Origin of the sequence: Enterobacter sp. J49 (assembly GCF_002148625.1) — a bacterium.
In the GTDB taxonomy this organism is placed as follows: Bacteria; Pseudomonadota; Gammaproteobacteria; order Enterobacterales; family Enterobacteriaceae; genus Enterobacter; species Enterobacter ludwigii.
On the sequence record NZ_MWPY01000035.1, the window covers coordinates 47,541 to 70,848 of the forward strand.

19 protein-coding genes are annotated in these 23,308 nt (G+C 54.2%); 11 read left to right on the forward strand and 8 right to left on the reverse strand.

The features are described 5' to 3' along the window. Positions 1 to 28 precede the first annotated feature (28 nt). Positions 29 to 1,396: a serine endoprotease DegQ gene (degQ, locus tag BJP35_RS16450; RefSeq protein ID WP_014171844.1), complete on the reverse strand. Its 1,368-nt coding sequence runs from the start codon at positions 1,394 to 1,396 to the stop codon at positions 29 to 31. 169 nt (positions 1,397 to 1,565) lie between these two features. Continuing rightward, on the reverse strand, positions 1,566 to 1,964 hold the full coding sequence (zapG, locus tag BJP35_RS16455; RefSeq protein WP_014171843.1) for a Z-ring associated protein ZapG: 399 nt from the start codon (positions 1,962 to 1,964) through the stop codon (positions 1,566 to 1,568). A 189-nt stretch (positions 1,965 to 2,153) separates the two neighbouring features. On the opposite strand from zapG, the gene zapE reads away from it, so the two are divergent. The 3 genes from zapE (at position 2,154) to rpsI (ending at position 4,404) form a co-directional block, all read left to right on the forward strand. Continuing rightward, on the forward strand, positions 2,154 to 3,278 hold the full coding sequence (gene zapE, locus BJP35_RS16460) for a cell division protein ZapE (RefSeq protein ID WP_025202908.1): 1,125 nt from the start codon (positions 2,154 to 2,156) through the stop codon (positions 3,276 to 3,278). A 289-nt stretch (positions 3,279 to 3,567) separates the two neighbouring features. After that, on the forward strand, positions 3,568 to 3,996 hold the full coding sequence (rplM, locus tag BJP35_RS16470) for a 50S ribosomal protein L13 (RefSeq protein ID WP_003860434.1): 429 nt from the start codon (positions 3,568 to 3,570) through the stop codon (positions 3,994 to 3,996). A 15-nt stretch (positions 3,997 to 4,011) separates the two neighbouring features. Then, positions 4,012 to 4,404 carry a 30S ribosomal protein S9 gene (rpsI, locus tag BJP35_RS16475; protein WP_003860436.1) on the forward strand — a complete coding sequence of 131 codons (393 nt, stop codon included), beginning with the start codon at positions 4,012 to 4,014 and terminating at the stop codon, positions 4,402 to 4,404. 11 nt (positions 4,405 to 4,415) lie between these two features. Here rpsI and BJP35_RS24310 read toward each other — a convergent pair whose 3' ends face one another. After that, a complete protein-coding gene (locus BJP35_RS24310) occupies positions 4,416 to 4,718 on the reverse strand; it encodes a hypothetical protein (RefSeq protein ID WP_136342246.1) in 303 nt (100 codons plus the stop codon). On the opposite strand from BJP35_RS24310, the gene sspA reads away from it, so the two are divergent. From sspA to BJP35_RS16510, 6 genes are all read left to right on the forward strand, one after another. Beyond that, positions 4,717 to 5,355 (forward strand): stringent starvation protein SspA, encoded by a 639-nt coding sequence (gene sspA / locus BJP35_RS16485; protein WP_014071978.1) that lies wholly within the window; start codon positions 4,717 to 4,719, stop codon positions 5,353 to 5,355. The two genes, BJP35_RS24310 and sspA, sit on opposite strands and share 2 nt — an antisense overlap. 5 nt (positions 5,356 to 5,360) lie before the next feature. After that, positions 5,361 to 5,852 carry a ClpXP protease specificity-enhancing factor gene (gene sspB / locus BJP35_RS16490; protein ID WP_025202910.1) on the forward strand — a complete coding sequence of 164 codons (492 nt, stop codon included), beginning with the start codon at positions 5,361 to 5,363 and terminating at the stop codon, positions 5,850 to 5,852. A gap of 379 nt (positions 5,853 to 6,231) precedes the next feature. After that, positions 6,232 to 6,915 carry a DUF1120 domain-containing protein gene (locus BJP35_RS16495; protein WP_047743792.1) on the forward strand — a complete coding sequence of 228 codons (684 nt, stop codon included), beginning with the start codon at positions 6,232 to 6,234 and terminating at the stop codon, positions 6,913 to 6,915. Between the two features lie 120 nt (positions 6,916 to 7,035). Then, positions 7,036 to 7,740 carry a fimbria/pilus chaperone family protein gene (locus BJP35_RS16500; RefSeq protein WP_014171838.1) on the forward strand — a complete coding sequence of 235 codons (705 nt, stop codon included), beginning with the start codon at positions 7,036 to 7,038 and terminating at the stop codon, positions 7,738 to 7,740. Positions 7,741 to 7,749: 9 nt separating this feature from the next. Then, positions 7,750 to 10,170: a fimbrial biogenesis usher protein gene (locus BJP35_RS16505; protein WP_047743791.1), complete on the forward strand. Its 2,421-nt coding sequence runs from the start codon at positions 7,750 to 7,752 to the stop codon at positions 10,168 to 10,170. Further along, positions 10,167 to 10,727, forward strand: a complete 561-nt coding sequence (locus BJP35_RS16510) for a hypothetical protein (protein ID WP_047743789.1) — start codon at positions 10,167 to 10,169, stop codon at positions 10,725 to 10,727. Before BJP35_RS16505 ends, BJP35_RS16510 begins: the two co-directional genes overlap by 4 nt. 105 nt (positions 10,728 to 10,832) lie before the next feature. Here the strand turns inward: BJP35_RS16510 and BJP35_RS16515 are convergent, their stop codons facing one another. Beyond that, positions 10,833 to 12,251 (reverse strand): glutamate synthase small subunit, encoded by a 1,419-nt coding sequence (locus BJP35_RS16515; protein WP_014171835.1) that lies wholly within the window; start codon positions 12,249 to 12,251, stop codon positions 10,833 to 10,835. 9 nt (positions 12,252 to 12,260) lie between these two features. Beyond that, positions 12,261 to 16,721 (reverse strand): glutamate synthase large subunit, encoded by a 4,461-nt coding sequence (gltB, locus tag BJP35_RS16520; RefSeq protein WP_032679060.1) that lies wholly within the window; start codon positions 16,719 to 16,721, stop codon positions 12,261 to 12,263. A gap of 682 nt (positions 16,722 to 17,403) precedes the next feature. On the opposite strand from gltB, the gene BJP35_RS16525 reads away from it, so the two are divergent. Then, positions 17,404 to 18,345, forward strand: a complete 942-nt coding sequence (locus BJP35_RS16525; RefSeq protein WP_121335019.1) for a TIGR01212 family radical SAM protein — start codon at positions 17,404 to 17,406, stop codon at positions 18,343 to 18,345. On the opposite strand, the gene BJP35_RS16530 is transcribed toward BJP35_RS16525, so the two are convergent. Further along, the gene (locus BJP35_RS16530; RefSeq protein WP_047743787.1) at positions 18,325 to 19,827 is read right to left on the reverse strand and encodes a helicase HerA-like C-terminal domain-containing protein; all 1,503 of its coding nucleotides are present in this window, start codon (positions 19,825 to 19,827) and stop codon (positions 18,325 to 18,327) included. The genes BJP35_RS16525 and BJP35_RS16530 overlap by 21 nt on opposite strands. Positions 19,828 to 19,964: 137 nt before the next feature. Here BJP35_RS16530 and BJP35_RS16535 point away from each other — a divergent pair, with 137 nt between their 5' ends. Then, positions 19,965 to 21,611 (forward strand): glycerone kinase, encoded by a 1,647-nt coding sequence (locus tag BJP35_RS16535; RefSeq protein ID WP_047743785.1) that lies wholly within the window; start codon positions 19,965 to 19,967, stop codon positions 21,609 to 21,611. 81 nt (positions 21,612 to 21,692) lie between these two features. Here the strand turns inward: BJP35_RS16535 and BJP35_RS16540 are convergent, their stop codons facing one another. Then, the gene (locus BJP35_RS16540) at positions 21,693 to 22,712 is read right to left on the reverse strand and encodes an NAD(P)-dependent alcohol dehydrogenase (RefSeq protein ID WP_020883520.1); all 1,020 of its coding nucleotides are present in this window, start codon (positions 22,710 to 22,712) and stop codon (positions 21,693 to 21,695) included. A gap of 83 nt (positions 22,713 to 22,795) precedes the next feature. Continuing rightward, a complete protein-coding gene (locus BJP35_RS16545; protein ID WP_020883521.1) occupies positions 22,796 to 23,299 on the reverse strand; it encodes a GNAT family N-acetyltransferase in 504 nt (167 codons plus the stop codon). Between the last annotated feature and the right edge of the window lie 9 nt (positions 23,300 to 23,308).

A 23,308-nucleotide genomic window follows, 5' to 3' on the forward strand; every position in this document is an offset into this window, starting at 1 on the left:
CAGCGGTGATGTCCGGAATCGCAAATGCTTAGCGCAACAGAATATAGATAGACTCGTTGCCGCGCATAACCTGCAGGGCAATGACCGCCGGTTTGCTTTCCAGCACCTTGCGCAGTTCTGCGATGGATTGCACGCGATTGCGGTTCACTCCGATGATCACATCATCCTGATGCAATCCGGCCTGCGCGGCAGGGCTGCTCTTCTCGACGGTATCGACGCTAATCCCTTTCGTCCCGTCTTTCAGCTGCCCATCGCTCAGCGTTGCCCCTTGCAGCGCCGGGGCGATAAGCTCCGCGCTGGCAGAGGATGAGGTGCTCTTATCAAGCGTCACTTCGACATCCAGCGGCTTACCATCACGAATCAGGCCTAACTTCACTTTGGCACCCGGTTCGGTGGTGGCAATACGCGAGCGCAGTTCCGCAAAGCTGCTCAGCGGTTTATCGTTCAGGCTGACAATCACATCGCCCGACTTCACGCCAGCTTTTGCCGAGCCGGAGTTTGGCAGCACTTCACTGACAAACGCACCGCGCTGCACATTGATGTTGAACGCTTTCGCGATGTCAGCGCTCATCTCCATCCCTTTGATGCCCAACAGCCCGCGTTTGACCTCACCGAACTGAATGAGCTGCTGCGCCAGCGTTTTGGCCATATTGCTGGGGATAGCAAAACCGATGCCGATACTGCCGCCGCCCGGCGCCAGGATAGCGGTGTTAATCCCAATCAGCTCGCCGTTGAGATTGAGCAATGCCCCGCCGGAGTTCCCTCGGTTGATTGAGGCATCGGTCTGGATAAAGTTTTCCAGACCTTCCAGATTCAGACCGCTGCGACCCAGCGCCGAGATTATCCCGGAGGTGGCGGTTTGCCCTAAACCAAACGGATTTCCCACGGCGACAGCAAAATCACCGACACGCAGTTTATCGGAGTCCGCAATGGCAATTTGAGTCAGATTGCTCGGGTTTTGCACCTGCAGCAGTGCGATGTCGCTCTGGTCATCGCCGCCAATCAGTTTGGCCTCAAACTCACGTCCATCGTTCAGCTGTACGCTGATTTTATCGGCCTGACTGATAACATGATTGTTGGTCAGAATATAACCTTTGGCCGCATCAATAATGACGCCAGAACCCAGACCTTCAAAAGGCTGCGCCTGCTGGTCGGGCGACTCATCGCCAAAATATTTTTTCAGTTCTTCAGGTACGCGTTGATTTTGTAATGCCGTGCCTTCTACCTGCACGCTCACTACCGCAGGCAGAACTTTTTCCAGCATTGGTGCAAGGCTTGGAATTGCCGCCTGGCCGGGTACCTGGGAAGGCAGGGCGGCAGATGCAGGGAAGGACGCCGAGAGAGATAACCCGACACTTAACGCTATAGCGCTCAACAGCTGGTTTTTTTTCTTCATCGATGCTGACTCTCGTAACCTGGAATAAAGGAAAAACGGCCCTAAAACACGTTGATGTTATTGAATTTTAAACCGCTGAACAATGAAGTGCTTACTCAATAATAGCTGGGGTCATGAAGAAAGGACGGGCGCAATAGCAGCGCCCGTAAAATAAATTCAGGTTGTGCGATTAATCGCGTTTTGCACCGCCGCGCAGCAGGCCAGACGCGCCATCTGAATAGTCGCGTGGCATCTGAACAGGGGCCTGATCGTTACCGGCTTCAGAGTCGGCCAGACGGTTACGGAATGGATTGGATTCCGCGGTCATTTCTGGCAGCAGGCTGCTGGAGCTTTTTGCCATATGTTGATAGAGCTGACGATAGTCGGTCGCCATGTTGTCCAGCAGCTCGGCGCTACGGGCAAAGTGGCTGACCAGCTCTTCACGATACTCTTCCAGTTCGGCTTTGTTCTTTTCCAGTTCGTACTGCAGTGACTGCTGCTGACGCAATTTGCGATTACCGAAACGCATGGCCACAGCACCAATGACGATGCCGACGACTAAACCGATTAGCGCATATTCCCAGGTCATGAACTTCTCCCGTTGTCTTGTTGTTCCGTAGGGTGTTGGCTCGGCTCCTGCCTGTGCCTGATATTGCCACTATAACCGCTATTTCCGCAGAAGTGGAATCCTGACGTATCATCGCGTAGTGTAGAACGGCCTTTTTTTCATCAGTCACGTCTGCTGGTGAGTATTATTTGAAGGAATAACAATACGTTTATGCAAAACCTGTCCCCTGCATCGCGATACCAACTTGCCCTTAATGAGGGTACACATCAGCCGGATGACGTTCAGCGTGAAGCGGTGAATCGTCTGGATACGATTTATCAGGAGCTCACGGCAAAACCTGCAGAGGGTGAACAGAGCGGTGGGTTGAAGGCGGCTCTGGGGCGGTTGCTCGGAAAAAAAGAGCCGCAGACTCATGCGCCGGTGCGCGGTTTGTATATGTGGGGCGGCGTCGGGCGCGGGAAAACCTGGCTGATGGATCTCTTTTATCTGAGCCTGCCGGGTACCCGTAAGCAGCGCCTGCATTTCCACCGCTTCATGCTGCGTGTTCACGAAGAGCTGACGGCACTGCAGGGCAAAAGCGATCCGCTGGAGATTGTGGCCGACAGGTTTAAGGCGGAAACGGACGTACTCTGTTTTGACGAGTTTTTTGTCTCCGATATTACCGACGCCATGCTGCTGGGTGGCCTGATGAAAGCGCTGTTCGCGCGCGGGATAACGCTGGTGGCGACCTCGAATATCCCGCCGGATGAGCTTTACCGCAATGGCCTGCAGCGCGCGCGTTTCCTGCCCGCTATTGATGCCATCAAACAGCACTGCGACATCATGAATGTTGATGCCGGGGTGGATTACCGCCTGCGTACCTTAACTCAGGCGCATCTGTGGCTCTCTCCCTTAAACGATGAGACCACGCAACAGATGGATAAACTGTGGCTGGCGCTGGCGGGGGCAAAACGGGCTCATGCCCCTGAGCTCGAGATTAACCATCGCCCGCTGCAAACCCTGGGTGTCGAAAATCAAACCCTGGCCGTCTCCTTTGCAACGCTCTGTGTGGATGCCCGCAGTCAGCATGACTACATCGCGCTCTCGCGCCTGTTCCATACCGTGATGCTGCACAACGTGCCGGTCATGACGCCGCTGATGGAAAGCGAAGCGCGCCGCTTCATTGCGCTGGTCGATGAGTTCTATGAGCGTCACGTGAAGCTTGTGGTCAGCGCCGAGGTACCTTTATATGAGGTGTATAAAGGCGAGCGGCTGAAGTTTGAGTTCCAGCGCTGTCTGTCGCGCCTGCAGGAGATGCAAAGCGAGGAGTATCTTAAGCTTCAGCATATGCCATAAATGCGACCTTCTCCCTGTGGGAGAGGGGCTGGGGGTGAGGGCGGCAGACCGCAAAAACCTTACCCCCGAAAAACCCGCCTCGAATCACATTTAAGGGTCGATCTTTGACCTCAACTTCTCTATAATCTTGCGACCCCACGTTACGAGAAGGTTTTTTTCCCGAAACTTTCTATGTGTCGGCATTAGCTATTCGAAGGGGTAGGTTTGCCGGACTTTGTCGTGTGAACCTCAACTGACTAAACGTTTGGGTGTTCACCAACGTGTAACTTATTATTTGGGTAAGCTTTTAATGAAAACTTTTACAGCTAAACCAGAAACCGTACAGCGCGACTGGTATGTTGTTGACGCGACCGGTAAAACTCTGGGCCGTCTGGCTACTGAACTGGCTCGTCGCCTGCGCGGTAAGCATAAAGCGGAATACACTCCGCACGTTGATACGGGTGATTACATCATCGTTCTGAACGCAGATAAAGTTGCTGTAACCGGCAACAAGCGTACAGACAAAATGTACTACCATCACACTGGCCACATCGGTGGTATCAAAGAAGCGACCTTTGAAGAGATGATTGCTCGCCGTCCTGAGCGTGTGATTGAAATCGCGGTTAAAGGCATGCTGCCAAAAGGCCCGCTGGGTCGTGCTATGTTCCGTAAACTGAAAGTTTACGCAGGTAACGAGCACAACCACGCGGCACAGCAACCGCAAGTTCTTGACATCTAATCGGGATTATAGGCAATGGCTGAAAATCAATACTACGGCACTGGTCGCCGCAAAAGTTCCGCAGCTCGCGTGTTCATCAAACCGGGCAGTGGTAAAATCGTAATCAACCAACGTTCTCTGGAACAGTACTTCGGTCGTGAAACTGCCCGCATGGTAGTTCGCCAGCCGCTGGAACTGGTTGATATGGTAGAAAAACTGGATCTGTACATCACCGTTAAAGGTGGTGGTATCTCCGGTCAGGCAGGTGCGATCCGTCACGGTATCACCCGCGCTCTGATGGAGTACGACGAATCCCTGCGTTCTGAACTGCGTAAAGCTGGCTTCGTTACTCGTGACGCTCGTCAGGTTGAACGTAAGAAAGTGGGTCTGCGTAAAGCACGTCGTCGTCCACAGTTCTCCAAACGTTAATCCTTTTCTGCTTACGCAGAAACGATTGGCGAAAAACCCGCTTCGGCGGGTTTTTTTTTATGGATAATGTGCAGGTTATCCACAGCATCACTGCATATATCTTCTCTTTTTCCACATTTCCAGAATCCCCTCACCACAAAGCCATCAAAATCTGGTAAACTATCATCCAATTTTCTGCCCAAATATCGGTGAATACTCGTTTTTTGTTCGATTCTTGAACAATGTGTTTTCTCTGGGATGGGCGATACAACATCTGGCTGGCCCTGTTTGGGCTGGTAGCAGTAAAAATTCTGAATATACCTGGAGGTTTTCATGGCTGTCGCTGCCAACAAACGTTCGGTAATGACGCTGTTTTCTGGTCCTACTGACATTTATAGCCATCAGGTTCGTATCGTGCTGGCCGAGAAAGGTGTCAGTTTTGAGATCGAGCATGTGGAAAAGGATAACCCGCCTCAGGATCTGATCGATCTCAACCCGAGCCAAAGCGTACCGACGCTGGTGGATCGCGAGCTGACCCTGTGGGAATCCCGTATCATTATGGAATATCTGGATGAGCGTTTCCCGCATCCACCACTGATGCCTGTTTACCCTGTTGCACGTGGTGAAAGCCGCCTGTACATGCAGCGTATCGAAAAAGACTGGTACACGCTGATGAACGTTATCGTCAACGGTTCCTCTTCTGAAGCAGACGCTGCACGTAAGCAACTGCGTGAAGAGCTGCTGGCGATTGCCCCTGTGTTTGGTCAGAAACCATTCTTCCTGAGCGATGAGTTCAGCCTGGTAGATTGCTACCTGGCGCCGTTGCTCTGGCGTCTGCCAACCCTGGGCGTAGAGTTCAGCGGTCCGGGCGCGAAAGAGCTGAAGGGCTACATGACTCGCGTATTTGAACGCGATTCTTTCCTGGCATCTTTAACTGAACCGGAACGTGAAATGCGTCTCGGCCGAGGCTAATGACTGTGGAAATGTCACAACTTACCCCACGCCGTCCGTATCTGCTGCGCGCCTTCTATGAATGGCTGCTGGATAACCAGCTCACGCCGCACCTGGTTGTGGATGTGACGTTGCCGGGCGTGCAGGTTCCTATGGAATATGCACGTGACGGGCAGATCGTACTGAACATCGCGCCGCGCGCGGTGGGTAACCTTGAACTGGCCAACGACGAAGTGCGCTTTAACGCGCGTTTCGGCGGTGTGCCGCGTCAGGTTTCTGTACCGCTGGCTGCGGTGCTGGCGATTTATGCGCGTGAAAACGGTGCAGGCACCATGTTTGAGCCGGAAGCGGCTTATGACGAGGATGTTGTCGGCCTGAATGACGAAAACGGCGCTTCGGAAAACGAAAGCGAAACGCTGATGTCGGTCATTGAGGGTGACAAGCCCGATCACAATGACGATCCTGATGACGATCCGCCGCCGCGCGGAGGCCGTCCGGCACTGCGCGTTGTGAAGTAGTAAAAGCATTTTTATCGACTATCCAGTTAGTTATTCAGACTAGCTGGATTTTTTTATGTCTTTTTATGTCAAAACGTTTAATAAAGTAAATTATATACATCCCTTCTTTTTTGCTTGCCCCCACCGTTCGGATAATTTCAAGCTATATCTCCGCTGAATATAATATGTCGTTTTAAAGCTATATACACTTTTATAAATAAATATCACTTATTGATAACGTTATTCTAAATCCATAAATTAATTTTTCTAAATTGCTTGTATTTATAAAGATTATATTATCTACGCATGCTCTCAAGCATGACGATAAACAGTATGGGGTAAATTTATTTATCCCTACTGTATTTAATATTGCAATTACTCATATGTTAAGGAATAACAAGTGAAAAAGGTTTTACTCGCTACTGCGCTCTCTCTCTGTGTGACATCCGCTTTTGCGGCTAACCCGACTGCCGTTCTGAAAGTCAAAGGTACGCTGACTAATTCAGCCTGTACGCCTCAGTTAAGCAACGGCGGAACGGTTGACTACGGCACAATTAGTTTGGGTGGTTTAAGCTCAACGGCAGTTAACCAGCTGGGCCAGAAAGACATCGATCTGACTATTACCTGCACCGCAGCAACAAAAGTGTCCTGGAATATGATTGACGATCGCGCTGATTCTAACGCGAAACTCACCGTTGAGAATGGCATGTTTGGTGGTGGTTCTAATTCGTCTGAAAGCCAGACTTACGGTGTAGGTAAAACAACAGGTACAACACCAGTGAACATCGGAACATACTCGCTGTTCGTTAAAACTGACAGCGTAATGGCTGACGGCGCTAAAGTTGACCCAATTTACCAGCAGAATGCTACCGGTAACTGGTCGAAGAGCACCAACGGTACAACTCAGGGCGATAACTATCGTGATTTCACCGTTGCGACTGTTGGCACCCTGGCTCCACTGGCGTTCCAGACCGCAACCTTCCCACTGGTGACCTCTCTGGCGATCCAGGATACCACCACGCTGGCGATCACTGATGACACCCAGCTTGATGGTCAGGTGACTATCAGCCTGCGTTATCTGTAAGACTTTTAATCGAGTAAACGTAATTTAATTAACCGGAGAGTAAATGCGCTGCATTTACTCTCTTTTTAACGGCGCGATAAACATGGACTGTTCTGTTGTTGCTTTCAAGGAGATATTATTATGCATTGTTTAAAATCCACTTTATTTAACACGCTTATTACTGCCGCGTTATTATCTGCCAGTGTTGCTGTACATGCAGAAGGCATGGTGCCTGAAACCAGTCTGTTAATCATTGATGAAGCGACGCACAGTGGAACGATTAACGTCAAGAATACCGATTCGCATCCTTCACTTTTATATACAAATGTCGTTGACCTGCCGGACGATACCGGTCTTAAGCTTATTGCAACGCAGCCGGTGGTACGTCTTGAGCCAGGTCAGACGCAGCAGCTGCGCTTTATTCTTCAGAACAAACAGCCATTGGATGTAGAGCATTATAAACGCGTCACATTCGACGGTATTCCGCCTAAAAACGATGATAAAAAAATAAAGATTGGCATTAACATTCGCCAGGATATCCCCGTGCTTATTCGTCCGGCATCCCTGGGAGTGGTCACTGATGCCTGGAAGTTCCTGAAGTGGTCCTCAAACGGCACGTCCGTCACCGTGAACAATCCCAGCAAATATGTGGTCCGTCTTGGGCAGAACGTGATGCTGCTGCCTTCAGGTGTGAGTGCCTCTCTGTCCAAAACCTACATTCTTCCTGGCGAAACGCTAACGGCTGATATGAGTAAGAAAGTCAGCGGTGACAGCAGCGTTAAGTTTTTCCCGGCCAGCCGCTATGGCGTTGAGGTACCGAGCTTTACGTCGGAATTAAATAAATAAAATAGGGATATGACGGTGAGTAAACAAAGCCGCCTTGCACTTTGTGTCCGCGCCATTCTTTGCGGCACATTACCTCTGGTGTTACTTGATTCAACATCCGTTCTGGCGAGGGAGGTCACCTTCGACACGGGGATAATGCAAACGCTGGGGTTGAATAAAGATCTCAACCATTACTTCGCAGAAGCACCACGCTTTTTACCCGGAACCCACTCCGTTTCGGTGAAGGTCAACGGGAAAGAGCGAGGAATGGCTGCAGTTCGTTTCAACAAAGATGGCATGCTTTGCTTTGATAACGATCTCATGGAGTTTGCTGGGCTGATGCCTGTGTCAATAAAGTCCGGTGAGGAGTGTCATGATATTCGGGATAACTATCCTAAAGCCGTCATCAACGCCTTGCCTAACCAGGAGGCCGTTGAACTCTATCTGCCAGCTGAAGCGGTGAACAGTCTGTCGTCGGATATCAAAAACTTCCAGCATGGCGGAACGGCGGCGCTGCTGAACTATTCATTGTTCAGCACCCATAACGACTATGGTGACAATGACAGCAGCCGCTACTCTCAGGCCAGCCTGGAGGCCGGATTCAACACAATGGACTGGGCGCTGCGCAGCCGTTATATCCTGACGGATGACGACGGTAGCCGAAATGCCGAAAGCATTTACACCTATGCAGAGCATGTCTTTACCGCGCAAAAAATGACGATGCAGGTGGGTGAAATCAACGCCATGTCTAACGTGTTGAGCGGGGTGCCGATTACCGGCGTTCAGTTTATGCCGACCAGCGGTCTGGCGAGAGCAAGCTCTGGCGTGAGCGTGTCCGGTATTGCCCAGTCTTCCCAGGCACGTGTCGAAATCCGCCAGAACGGTCAACTGGTCTTCAGTACCCTTGTGCCAGCCGGCCCCTTCACGCTGGATGACGTGCCCGTGGTTCGCAACAATGTGGATCTGGACGTCTCGGTGGTGGAATCCGACGGCGCAACTAACCGTTTCATCGTCCCGGCGTCTCAGGTAAGGGCGCGCAACCTTTCACGCCCGCAGGGGCTAACCCTTTCTGTAGGTCAGGTGCGCAGCATCGACAGCGACTATAACGATCCGCTGGTGATGAACATCTCTGACGGCTGGCGTGTCTCTCCGTGGATGAATCTCCTGGCTTCAGGTGCCGCTGCGGAAAACTATCAGGCGGCAGGCGGCAGGACAGAGTTCCTGATAAGCGATGACTTGACCCTTTCAACGGGTGCGGCAGTCAGCAATGCGAGCTTTGGTGACAGCAGCAGCGGGGTAAAAACCGAGCTGCAAAGTGATTACATCCTGAACGAGTACGTCGGTCTTTCAGGCAGTGCGACGCATTACAGCGGAGAGTATCGCGAACTGGCTGATGCGATGGACGATGATTATCAGGGATATGACAACACCTATTCCGGCAACGTTCGTTTCTCCTCCCCTCTGGCGGGGGTGTTTAGCGCAGGGTTCAACTACAACCAGACCAGCGGTGACGGTGAAGATTCACGTTACCTCTTGCTGTCATGGGGCAAGACCTTTACGTACGCGTCAGTATCCATGAACTGGCAAAGTGCGGTCGGTAATGTCGATGACGATCAGGACAATGAGATGTTCTACGTCAACGTGAGCATCCCGCTCGGCGGCAGTCAGTCCATCAGTACCTATATGCGTAAACAGGGTGATAGCACCTCCTATGGCGCGTCTAACAGCGGCTCGCTGGGAGACAATACGAACTATTACATCTCAGCCGATCGCGATCAGGATTCGAAAGACAACAGCTTCAACGGCAACATCAACACTAACCTGCGCTATACGCAACTGAGCGTGGGGGGCGGAACCAGTGGGGATAATCAGCGGAACTACAATGCGACATTGTCGGGTGGCGTGGCCATGCATAAAGAGGGTGTGACTTTCTCGCCGTATACGATTCAGGACACCTTCGCGATTGCCAGACTGAGCGAGAAGAAGAGCGGCGTTGAAATCTCCACTCCGCAAGGTACCGTCTGGACCGATCCATGGGGCCAGGCCGTGGTACCTTCACTCAACGAATGGCATAACTCCCGCATAGAAATTGATGCTAATAAGCTGCCGCAGAGTATGACGCTGGCTAACGGCACGAAATATATTGCCGCAGGCCATGCCTCGGTCAGCGAGATTGATTTCAAAGTACTCAACAGCCGCCGCGTCATGCTAAGCGTTAAGCAGGCTGACGGTCAGCCCCTGAGTAAAGGGATCTCGATTGTTGATGAGAAAGGTAACTATATCGTGACCACGGTTGATGATGGCCACGTCTTTATTAACGATGCCGATCAGCTGAGTGCGCTGTACGCGCTAGACGGTGACAATAACCGACTGTGTAAGATTGATTACACCCTGGCTGATAAGCGTGACGAAAATGCCTTCTATGAAGAAGTGAACGGAGTCTGCCGATGAACAGTCGACACTTATCGGGCTTAGTGGCCTTGCTGATGCTCGGTGTGACAGGAATAACCCATGCTGAAGAGTGCCAGCTCAGTCTCTCACAGCCGGTGGTGGATTATCATGAGATGCGCCGGGATACGATCGAAACGACGCAGCAGGACTGGCATAAAATGGCCGATCGCGACATCACGGTAAATGTTTTTTGCCCTCAGTCTCAGCAGATGGCGGTGATACTGCGCGGTACAGCGGGAGATAAGGGGCGGTTTCTTTTTGGGCAGTCCGGCGGTGTCGCAGTCAAAATTGACAACATGACCGTCGATGGCAAAAGTTACAGCGTGGGTAAAACGGTCGATCAGCTGAATTTCACGCCGGAAAACGGTACGCCGACGCCGTTTTATCTGCGTAATAACGAGGCGGTGATTGCGCTTGAGAATAACCAGGTCCCTTCCGGCCAGCAGATGAGTTTCAAAGTAACGCTCTCTCCGGTACTCAACGAAAGCGCGTTCAGCCATCTGACAGATCAAACTACGCTGGAAAGTGATTTGACCTGGAGCTTATTGACGAAGTAACCCTTCTTTTCGCGGCACCACAGAAAAGCGGAGCTGCAGGGGGAGAATCAACGGCGGTTAACCGCATAAAAAAAGCCGGATGGTATTTGCCATCCGGCTTTTTTCTTACACTTCCAGGTAGTTCAGAATACCGTCAGCGGCTTTACGGCCTTCGGCAATCGCGGTAACGACCAGGTCGGAACCGCGAACGATATCACCGCCAGCAAAGATTTTCGGGTTGCTGGTCTGGAACGCGTTTTCGTTGCCTTCCGGCGCAATAACACGACCCTGAGAGTCCAGCTCTACGCTGTGCTTCGCCAGCCACTCCATGCTGTGAGGACGGAAACCGAACGCCATTACTACGGCATCGGCCGGGATAACATGCTCGGAGCCTGCCACGATCTCTGCGCGACGACGACCTTTCGCATCCGGCGCACCCATCTCAGTGCGCGCCATTTTCACGCCGCTCACTTTGCCGTTGGCATTCACTTCAATACCCAGAGGCTGGATGTTGAACTGGAATTCCACGCCCTCTTCACGCGCGTTTTTCACTTCGCGTTTAGAGCCCGGCATGTTTTCTTCGTCACGACGATAGGCGCAGATCACGTGTGCCGCATTCTGGCGAATGGAGGTACGCACGCAGTCCATCGCGGTATCACCCCCACCCAGCACCACCACGCGTTTGCCTTCCATGCTGACATACGGCTCATCGGCGGTTTCGCCATAGCCCATGATCTGTTTGGTATTGGCAATCAGGAACGGCAGTGCGTCGAATACGCCCGGCGCATCTTCATTTTCCAGACCACCGCGCATGGACTGATAGGTTCCCACGCCCAGGAAGACGGCGTCGTAATCCTTCAGCAGGTCGTCGAGTTGCACGTCGCGACCGACTTCAACGTTCAGTTTGAACTCTATGCCCATACCGGTGAAGATTTCACGGCGGCGGGTCATGACCTCTTTTTCCAGCTTAAAGGCCGGAATACCGAAGGTCAGCAGACCGCCGATTTCCGGATGGCGGTCAAAGACCACCGCCTTCACGCCGTTACGGGTCAGAACGTCCGCACAGGCCAGGCCCGCCGGGCCTGCACCGATGATCGCCACACGCTTGTCGGTTTGCTTCACGCCGGTCATATCCGGACGCCAGCCCATTTCGAAGGCTTTATCGTTGATATAGCGTTCGATATTACCGATGGTCACCGCGCCAAATTCGTCGTTCAGCGTACAGGAACCTTCACACAGACGGTCCTGAGGACACACGCGGCCGCACACTTCCGGCAGGGTGTTTGTCTGGTGAGACAGCTCGGCAGCTTCAAAAATACGTCCTTCGTTGGCCAGTTTCAGCCAGTTCGGGATGTAGTTATGGACCGGACATTTCCATTCGCAGTAAGGGTTACCGCAGGACAGGCAGCGGTCTGCCTGTGCTTTGGCCTGGCCTTCTGAAAACGGCTCATAGATTTCTACAAATTCAATTTTACGGATCTTCAGCGGTTTTTTTGGCGGATCAACACGCTGCAGGTCGATAAACTGGTATACGTTCTGGCTCATCTGAATTCCTTACTGCGCCTGCACACGCAGCTCTGCTGCGCTACGACTACGGTGACCCAACAGGGCTTTAACATCGCTGGACTTCGGTTTAACCAGCGCGAATTTCGCAGAGAACGCCGGCCAGTTGGCCAGGATCTCTTCGCCGCGCGAAGAACCGGTATGCTGCACGTGTTCGGTAATCAAACCGCGCAGGTGTTCTTCGTGGATAGCCAGCGTTTCAACGTCCAGCACTTCCACCAGTTCAGGGTTCACGCGTTTGCGGAACTCACCGTCTTCATCCAGGACGTAAGCAAAACCGCCCGTCATGCCTGCGCCAAAGTTCACGCCGGTTTTACCCAGGACGCACACAATCCCGCCCGTCATGTATTCACAACCGTTATCACCGATACCTTCAACTACGGTGATGGCACCGGAGTTACGTACGGCAAAACGTTCACCTGCACGACCCGCTGCAAACAGACGACCACCGGTCGCGCCGTACAGACAGGTGTTACCGATGATGCTGGCATCGCAGCTACGGAAGGCTGAACCGACCGGCGGACGCACCGCCAGCAGACCACCCGCCATGCCTTTACCGACATAGTCGTTGGCATCACCGGTCAGATACAGTTCAACGCCGCCGGCGTTCCACACGCCGAAGCTCTGACCCGCGGTACCGCTGAAGTGCGCGGTAATCGGGTCGGCCGCCAGGCCCTGGTCACCGTGCGTTTGCGCGATGTAACCGGAAAGCGATGCACCGACAGAACGATCAGTGTTGCGAATATCAAACCAGAACGTTTTGCTCTGCTTGTCATCCACGTACGGCTTCGCTTGCTGCAGCAGCTGCGCGTTCAGCACGCCATTGTCGAACGGCGGGTTGTTCTCGGTGCAGTAGACTGCTTTGCCAGGATGTGGCTCGGCAGTTTCCAGCAACTTAGACAGCTCCAGCTTCTGCTGTTTGGCTGTGAAACCTTCCAGCTCTTTGAGCAGGTCGGTACGGCCAATCAGATCCACCAGGCGTTTCACGCCCAGCTGTGCCATCAGCTCACGGGTTTCGCGGGCAATGAAATCAAAGTAGTTCGTCACTTTGAACGGCAGGCCGTGGTAATGGTTCTTACGCAGCTTCTCGTCCTGGGTTGCAACACCGGTAGCACAGTTGTTCAGGTGGCAAATACGCAGGTATTTACAGCCGAGCGCGACCATAGGGCCCGTGCCGAAACCAAAGCTTTCCGCACCCAGAATCGCCGCCTTGATGATGTCGAGGCCGGTTTTCAGGCCGCCATCCACCTGCAGACGGATCTTATGACGCAGACCGTTAGCCACCAGCGCCTGCTGGGTTTCCACCAGGCCAAGCTCCCACGGACAGCCCGCGTATTTCACGGAGGAGAGTGGGCTTGCCCCGGTACCACCGTCATAACCGGCGATGGTGATCAGGTCCGCATAGGCTTTTGCCACACCGGTCGCGATGGTGCCAACGCCCGGTTCGGAAACCAGCTTCACGGAGATCATCGCTTTCGGGTTGACCTGTTTCAGGTCGAAAATCAGCTGAGCCAGATCCTCGATAGAATAAATATCGTGATGCGGTGGCGGCGAAATCAGCGTCACACCCGGTACGGAGTAGCGTAATTTGGCGATATACGGCGTGACTTTATCACCCGGTAACTGGCCGCCTTCGCCCGGTTTTGCACCCTGAGCGACTTTAATCTGAATCACGTCGGCGTTAACCAGATACGCTGGCGTGACGCCAAAGCGACCGGATGCAACCTGCTTGATACGTGAGACTTTGTTGGTGCCATAACGGGCAGGGTCTTCACCACCTTCACCGGAGTTTGAATTGCCGCCGATGCTGTTCATCGCTTCAGCCAGCGCTTCGTGAGCTTCCGGGCTGAGCGCACCGATGGACATTGCCGCGGTGTCAAAGCGTTTAAACAGTTCAGTGGCAGGCTCAACGTCGTCAATGCTGACGGCTTCATCACCCGGGTTCAGCGCCAGCAGGTCGCGCAGCGTCGCCGCCGGACGGCTGTTCACCAGTTCAGCATACTGCTGGTAATCGCTGTACTCGCCGCTCTGAACGGCCTGTTGCAGCGTACGCACCACGTCCGGGTTATAAGCGTGATATTCACCGCCGTGGACATACTTCAGCAGACCACCTTGATCCAGCGGCTTACGTGCCAGCCAGGCGCGTTTCGACAGGTTCATCAGATCCTGCTGGAAGTCAGCGAATCCGGCACCGCCGATACGGCTAATAACGCCCTGGAAGCAAAGTGTCGCCACGTCGTCATGCAGACCGACCGCTTCAAACAGCTTCGAGCAGCGGTAGGAGGCGATGGTCGAGATGCCCATTTTGGACATGATTTTGTACAGGCCTTTGTTGATGCCGTTACGGTAGTTCAGCATCACCGTGCGGTAATCTTTGTCGATAGCACGGGTATCCACGAGACGCGCCAGCGTTTCGTAGGCCAGGTACGGGTAAATAGCCGTCGCACCAAAGCCTAACAGCACGGCAAAGTGGTGCGGATCGCGGGCGCTGGCGGTTTCAACAATGATGTTGGCGTCGCAGCGCAGGCTCTTATCGACCAGACGCGTCTGGATAGCACCTACCGCCATTGGGGCCGGTACCGGCAGACGGTTTTTCGCAATATTGCGGTCAGAGAGCACCAGCAGAACGGTACCGTTACGCACCATCTGTTCCGCTTTGTCACACAGCGCATTCACCGTCTCTTCGAGGGTCGCTTCGGTCACGTCGAAAGTGATATCGAGCGTGTCGGCGCGGTAGTGATCCTCTTTCAGGGTGGTGAGCTGTTTGAAATCAGAGTACAGCAGGATCGGCGATTTAAAGGTCAGGCGGTGCGCCTGGCCTTCAGCTTCGCAGAAGACGTTCATCTCGCGACCGATGCTGGTGGCCAGTGACATCACGTGTGCTTCACGCAGCGGATCGATTGGCGGGTTGGTCACCTGCGCAAACTGCTGACGGAAGTAATCATAAATGATGCGTGGCTGGCTGGAGAGCACGGCAAACGGGGTATCGTCACCCATGGAGCCGACCGCTTCCTGGCCATTTTCACCGAGTACGCGGATCACGGAATCCAGCTCTTCGGCGCTGTAGTTAAACTGTTTCTGGAAGCTGGCGAGCGTATCGTCGTCCAGCTCACGACTGCCCACTTCTTCATCCGGCAGATCTTCGAATGGCACCAGGCGACGAACGTTTTTCTCCATCCACTCTTTGTACGGATGGCGGCTCTTCAGATCGTTATCGGTTTCAGCAGAGTGCAGAATGCGCCCACCGCGGGTGTCGATAACCATCAGCTCGCCCGGGCCAACGCGGCCTTTCTCAACCACTTCGTCAGGCTGGTAATCCCAGATACCGACTTCAGAGGCGCAGGTGATGAGCTTATCTTTGGTGATGACGTAGCGTGCCGGACGCAGACCGTTACGGTCCAGGTTACAGGCAGCAAAGCGACCGTCGGACATAACGATGCCCGCCGGGCCATCCCACGGCTCCATGTGCATGGAGTTAAAGTCGAAGAATGCGCGCAGCTCTGGATCCATATCCGGGTTGTTCTGCCATGCCGGTGGCACGAGCAGACGCATGGCGCGCACGATATCCATACCGCCTGCCAGCAGCAGCTCCAGCATGTTATCCATGGAGCTGGAGTCAGAGCCGGTTTCGTTAACGAACGGCGCGGCATCGTGCAGGTCTGGGATCAGTGGCGTCTGGAACTTATAGGTACGAGCACGCGCCCACTGGCGGTTACCGGTAATGGTATTGATCTCGCCGTTGTGCGCCAGGTAGCGGAACGGCTGTGCCAGCGGCCAGCGAGGGACGGTGTTGGTGGAGAAGCGCTGGTGGAAGAGGCAGATGGCCGATTCCAGACGCAGGTCCGCCAGGTCCAGGTAGAAGCGCGGCAGGTCAGCCGGCATACACAGACCTTTATAGATGTTCACCAGGTTAGAGAGGCTACAGACGTAGAACTCCTTGTCGTCCTGGAGACGTTTTTCAATGCGACGACGGGCGATAAACAGACGGCGTTCCATATCACGCGGACGCCAGCCCGCAGGGGCATTAACAAAAATCTGTTCAATTCGAGGCAGCGAGGAGAGGGCGATTTCGCCGAGTACCCCTTCGTTGGTTGGCACATCGCGCCAGCCAACAATAGACAGGGTTTCACGTTGAAGTTCTTCTTCGACGATGCGGCGTGAGGCGGCAGCTTTTTCAGGATCCTGATTCAGGAACAGCATACCGACAGCGTAGTTTTTGGCTAAACGCCAGCCGCGCTCTTCCGCAACGATACGGAAGAAACGATCCGGTTTTTGCAGCAGCAGACCGCAACCGTCGCCGGTTTTACCATCAGCAAGGATGGCACCACGGTGCTGCATGCGGGCCAGTGCGTGAATAGCAGTACGCACTACCTTGTGGCTAGGTTCGCCTTCTATGTGGGCGATCAGGCCGAAACCACAGTTATCCTTCTCAAGGGATTTATCGTACAACATATCAGTGAACCTCCCCAGGCTCGTCGGGCTTCCCACTGAACCGTGGCGCACAGGCACAGAAAGAGCATGGCGACGGGGTTTGCGTTTCATACGCGTACCTCGCATTCGCCCTCTTTTTCATCCTTTCGCGCAGGTAAACAAGTTTGAGGACTTGCTTCAGAGGGAATCTCAATTACTGCATAAATATGATGAGCAGGCTGCTCATCCAGAAAGCTTCCAGCGGATTTCCAACTTATCGGGAATTGGTACACAGGTCAAATGGCAATCTTATTTATACAAAAATGTGCTAAAGAGCTATTAACTATTTGTATATAAAAGAAATTCAACTCTATTTACAACGTTTGTAAGCTGTGGTGAGACGCAGCGGAGTGTGATCTGACTCACTATATGAAAGCGGTATTATCGATGTAGCGTGCTGAATAGCCGTTTTTTAGCAGAATAATTCTCTACGATGAAATGCAAACCCGCATAAAGTCACTGTTTTTCAGTGCTGGCGCTATAAGTGAAAAAAACAATCAGAACATAAGGAAAAGTAATCACAACTGGCGTGAATGAAATTGCAGTAATCCTGAGTATTTATTCATAGAGATAAAGGCCGTCCAGGGCGATTGATCCAGGTCATCGCCGACAGAGGCTAAAAATGGCAGGCTTGTCCCCTTTCTTTGGGACGGTCTATCAGATTATGCAGTTACAGAAATTAGTCAATATGTTTGGTGGGGATCTTTTGCAGCGTTATGGGCAAAAGGTTCACAAGCTGACGCTGCATGGCGGTTTTAGCTGCCCGAACCGTGACGGGACGATCGGGCGCGGGGGCTGTACTTTCTGTAATGTGGCGTCTTTTGCTGACGAAGCGCAGCAGCATCATTCCATCGTCGAACAGCTGTCCCATCAGGCGAGTCTGGTCAACCGTGCGAAACAGTATCTGGCCTATTTCCAGGCCTACACCAGCACATGGGCGGAAGTACAGGTCTTGCGTTCCATGTATCAGCAGGCGGTAAGTCAGGCCAGTATCGTAGGGCTGTGTGTGGGCACCCGCCCGGACTGCGTGCCGGAAGCGGTACTGGACCTGCTCAGCGAGTACAAGGAGCAGGGGTATGAGATCTGGCTGGAGCTGGGCCTGCAAAGTGCGCACGACAAAACTCTGCACCGCATCAACCGTGGACATGATTTCGCCTGTTACCAGCGCACCACACGTCTCGCGCGTGAGCGTGGGCTAAAGGTGTGCTCGCACCTGATTGTCGGCCTGCCAGGCGAAGGGCAGCAGCACGGTCTTGAGACACTGGAAAAGGTGGTCGAGACCGGTGTGGACGGAATTAAGCTGCATCCACTGCATATCGTAAAGGGCAGTATCATGGCCAAAGCCTGGGAAGCCGGGCGCTTAACCGGTATTGAGCTTGATGCGTATACGATGACGGCGGGGGAGATGATTCGGCACACCCCGCCGGAGATTGTCTACCACCGCATCTCCGCCAGCGCCCGTCGTCCAACGCTTCTTGCACCGCTCTGGTGTGAGAACCGCTGGACGGGGATGGTTGAAATCGACCGTTATCTGCAAGAGCACGGCGTACAGGGATCGGCGCTTGGTCGCCCCTGGGTTCCCCGCTTACCGGCGACGACCCCCTAACAGGCTCCCCAGCATGCCGCGTACAATCTGATTCGTGACCTGACGCGCTGCACTTTTCGCCATGGTCTGCACGACGCCATCGCGTTTGCCGCCGCGTGGTCCGGTCGTACCAAACAGGATATCCTTAAGCCCGCCCAGGATGCCATCGTCCACGGCAACAGACTGGCCTTTGGCGGCAGGCGCGTCCTGGGATTCGGTGGTGGCCTGAACCCCTTTTTGCAGCATCTCGAATGCCGACTCGCGATCCACGTCGTCCTCATACTTACCATACAGCGGGGAGCGGTTAATCAGGCCGTTGCGTTCATCGTCCGTCACGGGCCCCATCCGGGAGCAAGGGGCAATCACCATTGCGCGCTCCACAACGGACGGGCTGCCTTTTGCATCCAGGAAAGAGATAAGCGCTTCACCGGTGCCCAACGCCTGGATGGCCGCTTCGGTATCAAATGCCGGGTTCGCTCGCATGGTTTGTGCGGCGGCTTTAACGGCCTTCTGATCTTTCGGCGTAAAGGCGCGCAGGGCATGCTGTACGCGGTTGCCAAGCTGTCCCAGCACGTTGTCAGGAATATCGGACGGGTTTTGCGAAACAAACCAGACGCCGACGCCTTTAGAGCGGATCAGGCGGATCACCTGTTCAATTTTATCCAACAGAACCTGAGGCGCATCGTTAAACAGCAGGTGCGCCTCGTCGAAGAAGAAGACCAGCTTGGGTTTGTCGAGATCGCCGGCTTCAGGTAACTGCTCGTACAGTTCAGAGAGCATCCACAGCAGGCTGGCGGCGTAGAGCTTCGGCATCTGGTAAAGCTTCTCTGAGCTCAGAATATTGATGATGCCTTTCCCGTTGCTGTCGATGCGCATCCAGTCCTTGATATCCAGCATCGGCTCGCCAAAGAAATGTTCGGCACCCTGTTGCTCCAGGGTCAGTAACCCGCGCTGGATGGCACCGACTGAGGCGCTGCTGATATTACCGTACTGGTTCTGGAACGATTTGGCGTTATCACCGATGTACTGGGTAATGGCCCGCAGATCTTTGAAATCAAGCAGCAGCAGACCCTGGTCGTCGGCAATACGGAAGATGATGTTCAGCACACCGGACTGCACGTCGTTGAGGTTGAGCAGACGAGCCAGCAGCAGCGGACCGAGATCGGAGACGGTTGCACGTACCGGGTGACCTTTCTCACCAAAGATATCCCATAACACGACCGGATTGTTGTGCGGTGTCCAGTCCGTGATGCCGATATTTTTGAGTCGGTAGAGCAGTTTTTCGGACGGAGTGCCTTCCTGAGCCACACCGGTTAAATCGCCTTTTACATCGGCCATAAAGACCGGTACGCCGATCTCTGAAAGCGACTCTGCCAGCTTCTGCAGGGTCACGGTTTTCCCCGTCCCGGTGGCCCCGGTGATGAGACCGTGGCGGTTGGCCATCGCGGACAGTAAAAACAGCTCTTTGTCCAGCGTGCGGGCAATTAACAATGGTGTACTCATAATGCGCTTCCTCTCTTAGTCCTCGGTCGAGTATAGGCAACCTGACGGCAAAATGGCTGAGTAAATTGCTGACTTTGCGGCGCATTATCCAGCGCGGACTATGCTTTTGCATACGGTTCACAAAATTTTGGAAAACTATGTCCAGATTCTTCTTTAACGATCGCAAACAGCTGGTCAACGACGCCATCGAAGGCATACTGATTTCGGCACCACACGCTAATCTCGTCAAACTTGATATCGACCCGGCCATTCGGGTGGTGGCGCGCAGCGACTGGGATAAAAGCCGGGTGGCGGTCATTTCAGGCGGTGGCTCTGGTCACGAACCTGCACACGCCGGGTTTGTCGGCAAAGGGATGCTCACGGCAGCGGTGTGCGGGGATCTTTTTGCTTCGCCGAGTGTTGATGCGGTGCTGAACGCCATTGTGGCGGTAACGGGCGATCGGGGTTGTCTGCTGATCGTGAAAAATTACACCGGCGACCGGCTTAATTTCGGCCTGGCGGCAGAAAAAGCCAAGCGCTATGGCCTGAAGGTCGAGATGGTCATTGTCGCCGATGATATTGCCCTGCCGGATAACAAGCAGCCGCGCGGTATCGCCGGTACGGCACTGGTACATAAAATCGCGGGCTATGCGGCAGAGCACGGCAAATCACTGACCGAGGTGCGCGATATCGCGCAACAGGCTTGCGATAATCTCTGGAGCCTGGGCGTGGCAATGCAAACCTGTAACCTGCCGGGCAGTGATGATGAAGAGGGGCGGATCAAGCAGGGGCACGTGGAGCTGGGGCTCGGGATCCACGGCGAGCCTGGTGCCTCGGTTGTCGATACGCAAAACAGCAAAGCCATTATCGACACGCTGGTCGAGCCGCTCAAAGCGCAGGCCGGTAACGGGCGTTTTGCGGTGCTTATCAATAACCTCGGCGGCGTGTCGGCGCTGGAGATGGCGTTGCTCACCAAAGAGCTGGCCCATTCAGCGCTGAAAGAGAATATCGCTTATCTGATTGGTCCGGCACCGCTGGTGAGTGCCCTGGATATGAAAGGCTTTTCGCTGACGTTGCTGAAGCTTAACGATCTGTTCGAAAAAGCTCTCCATGAAGAGGTGGAGACGTTGGGCTGGCAGAAGCCGGTGGCGTTTGCGCCGCTGCGCGTGCAGGAACATAGCGCGATCCATGACCGCGTGGAATATACCGCCTCGGACAATCCACGGGTCGCAGAGATCGTCTCCACGGTCACGCAGACGCTGATCCAGCTGGAAAACCGCCTCAATGCGCTGGATGCCAAAGTGGGTGATGGCGATACGGGCTCTACCTTTGCGCAAGGGGCGCGGGATATTGCGCAGCGTCTGGAGAAGAAACAGCTTCCGCTAAATGATGTGTCGACGCTGTTGCTGCTGGTTGGCGAGCGGCTGGCAACGGTTATGGGGGGCTCAAGCGGTGTTCTGATGTCGATCTTCTTTACCGCTGCCGGGCAGACGTTGCACGACGGTCAGCCGTTGCCGGAAGCGCTCTTAAGCGGGCTGGCGCAGATGAAGCAGTATGGTGGGGCAGATCTTGGCGATCGCACCTTGATCGATGCCCTGCAACCGGCGCTGGAGGCATTGCAGAAAGGCGACCTTCAGGCTGCTGCGCAGGCTGCGAGCGCGGGCGCTGAGGCGACAGCGAATATGGTGAAAGCGGGGGCCGGACGTTCGTCGTATGTCAACAAAGAGAACCTGGAGGGTGTGACCGACCCGGGGGCCGTGGCGGTGGCAGAGGTGTTCAAGGCAATGACCGCAGCAAAACGGTAGCGTTTTGAGGATTACACCCTCTCCCGACGGGAGAGGGTGGAGATGCGTGCAATCAGGCCGAACGCACCCCGCGCGTTCACATCAAAAATCCGCTTTCAACACCACGCGATAACGGGCTTTACCGTCACGCACATGCTGGATAGCTTCGTTGATTTTAGACATCGGATACAGTTCGGTGGTGGGCGCCACTTTAGTGCGTCCGGCAAACTTCATCAGTTTGCGCAATTCGAACGGCGTACCGGTTGCGGAACCGGAGACGCTGCGATCCCCCCCGATCAGCGTAAACGCAGGCACCGGCAGCGGCTTCATCACCGCACCGACGGTGTGGAAGTTACCGCCGTGGGCCAGCGCTTCAAAGTACGGTTGCCAGTCGAGATCGACGTTAACGGTATTGATGATCAGATCAAACTGACCTGCCAGCGATTTGAGCGCTTGCGGATCGCGGCTGTTGACTACCTTATCCGCCCCCATCGCCAGCACTTCTTTCTCTTTGGCCGGGTTCGAGCTAAACGCCGTGACTTCACAGCCCATCGCGTGCAGCAGTTTGATTGCGATATGGCCCAGACCACCAATCCCGATGACACCCACACGGCTGGTGGCGGTGACATGATGCATCAGCAGCGGTTTGAATACGGTGATACCGCCGCACAGCAGCGGACCGGCAGATTCGATATCAATGCTGTCCGGCAGGGGAATAACCCATTGCCAGTCGGCACGCAGTTTATCGGCGAAACCGCCTTTGTTCAGAATGGTAGGGACTGCGCCTTCGAGGCAGTTAATTTGGTTACCGCTGATACAGGCATCGCAGTGACCACAGCTGCGCGCCGTCCAGCCAATACCCACGCGCTGGCCGACCTTCAGCCCTTTGTCCTGTGCGGCGCTACCGAGCGCCACAACGCGGCCAATGACTTCGTGGCCAGCAATCAGTGGATACTGTGAGAAGCCCCATTCATTGTCGATCATGGAGAGATCGGAGTGGCAGATCCCGCAGTAATCAACCTGCACTTCGACGTCTTCTGCTTTTAGGTCGCCCGCATCGTATTCGTACAGCTCAAGTTCTGCACCCGCCTGCGGTGCGGCGTAGCTTTTTATCTTCGACATCGTGTTTCCCCCGTTATGGTGTGAACTGAGAGTGTAGAGCATTCAGTTTACAGTCGCTTAACAGAAGAGGGCAGGAATGCCCTTTACAGAGTTTTCAGCATCCTGACTTCGCAATCGACGTGGCCGGTACAGCCCAGCGGCGCATCAATATGCGTAAAGCCCAGATGTTCATACAGGCCAATGGCCTCTTTGAGGAAGGCGGTTGTTTCCAGGTAACAGCGTTTAAAACCCTGAGTACGCGCATGTTCAAGGGCGATAAGCGCCAGCTTTTTCGCCAGCCCTTGCCCGCGTACCGACGGCAGGAAATACATTTTTTGCAGTTCGCAGATATCCGGCTCGCTGCAGCTTAAAGGTGCCACGCCACCGCCGCCCACCACCTGACCGTTCTGCTCAATAACCCAATAGGCGTAGCCCGGCTGGCTGTACAGCTGAAACAGCTCATCCAGATTCGGGTCGGCAACGGTATAGCCTTTGTCGGCGGTCAGGCCATACTCTGCGGAAACCGTTCGGATAACGGCGGCAATAGCCGGGTTGTCCTGCTCAGTGATCCGACGCATCGTCGTCGCGACGGGGGTAATCACGCTCATAGTCTTACT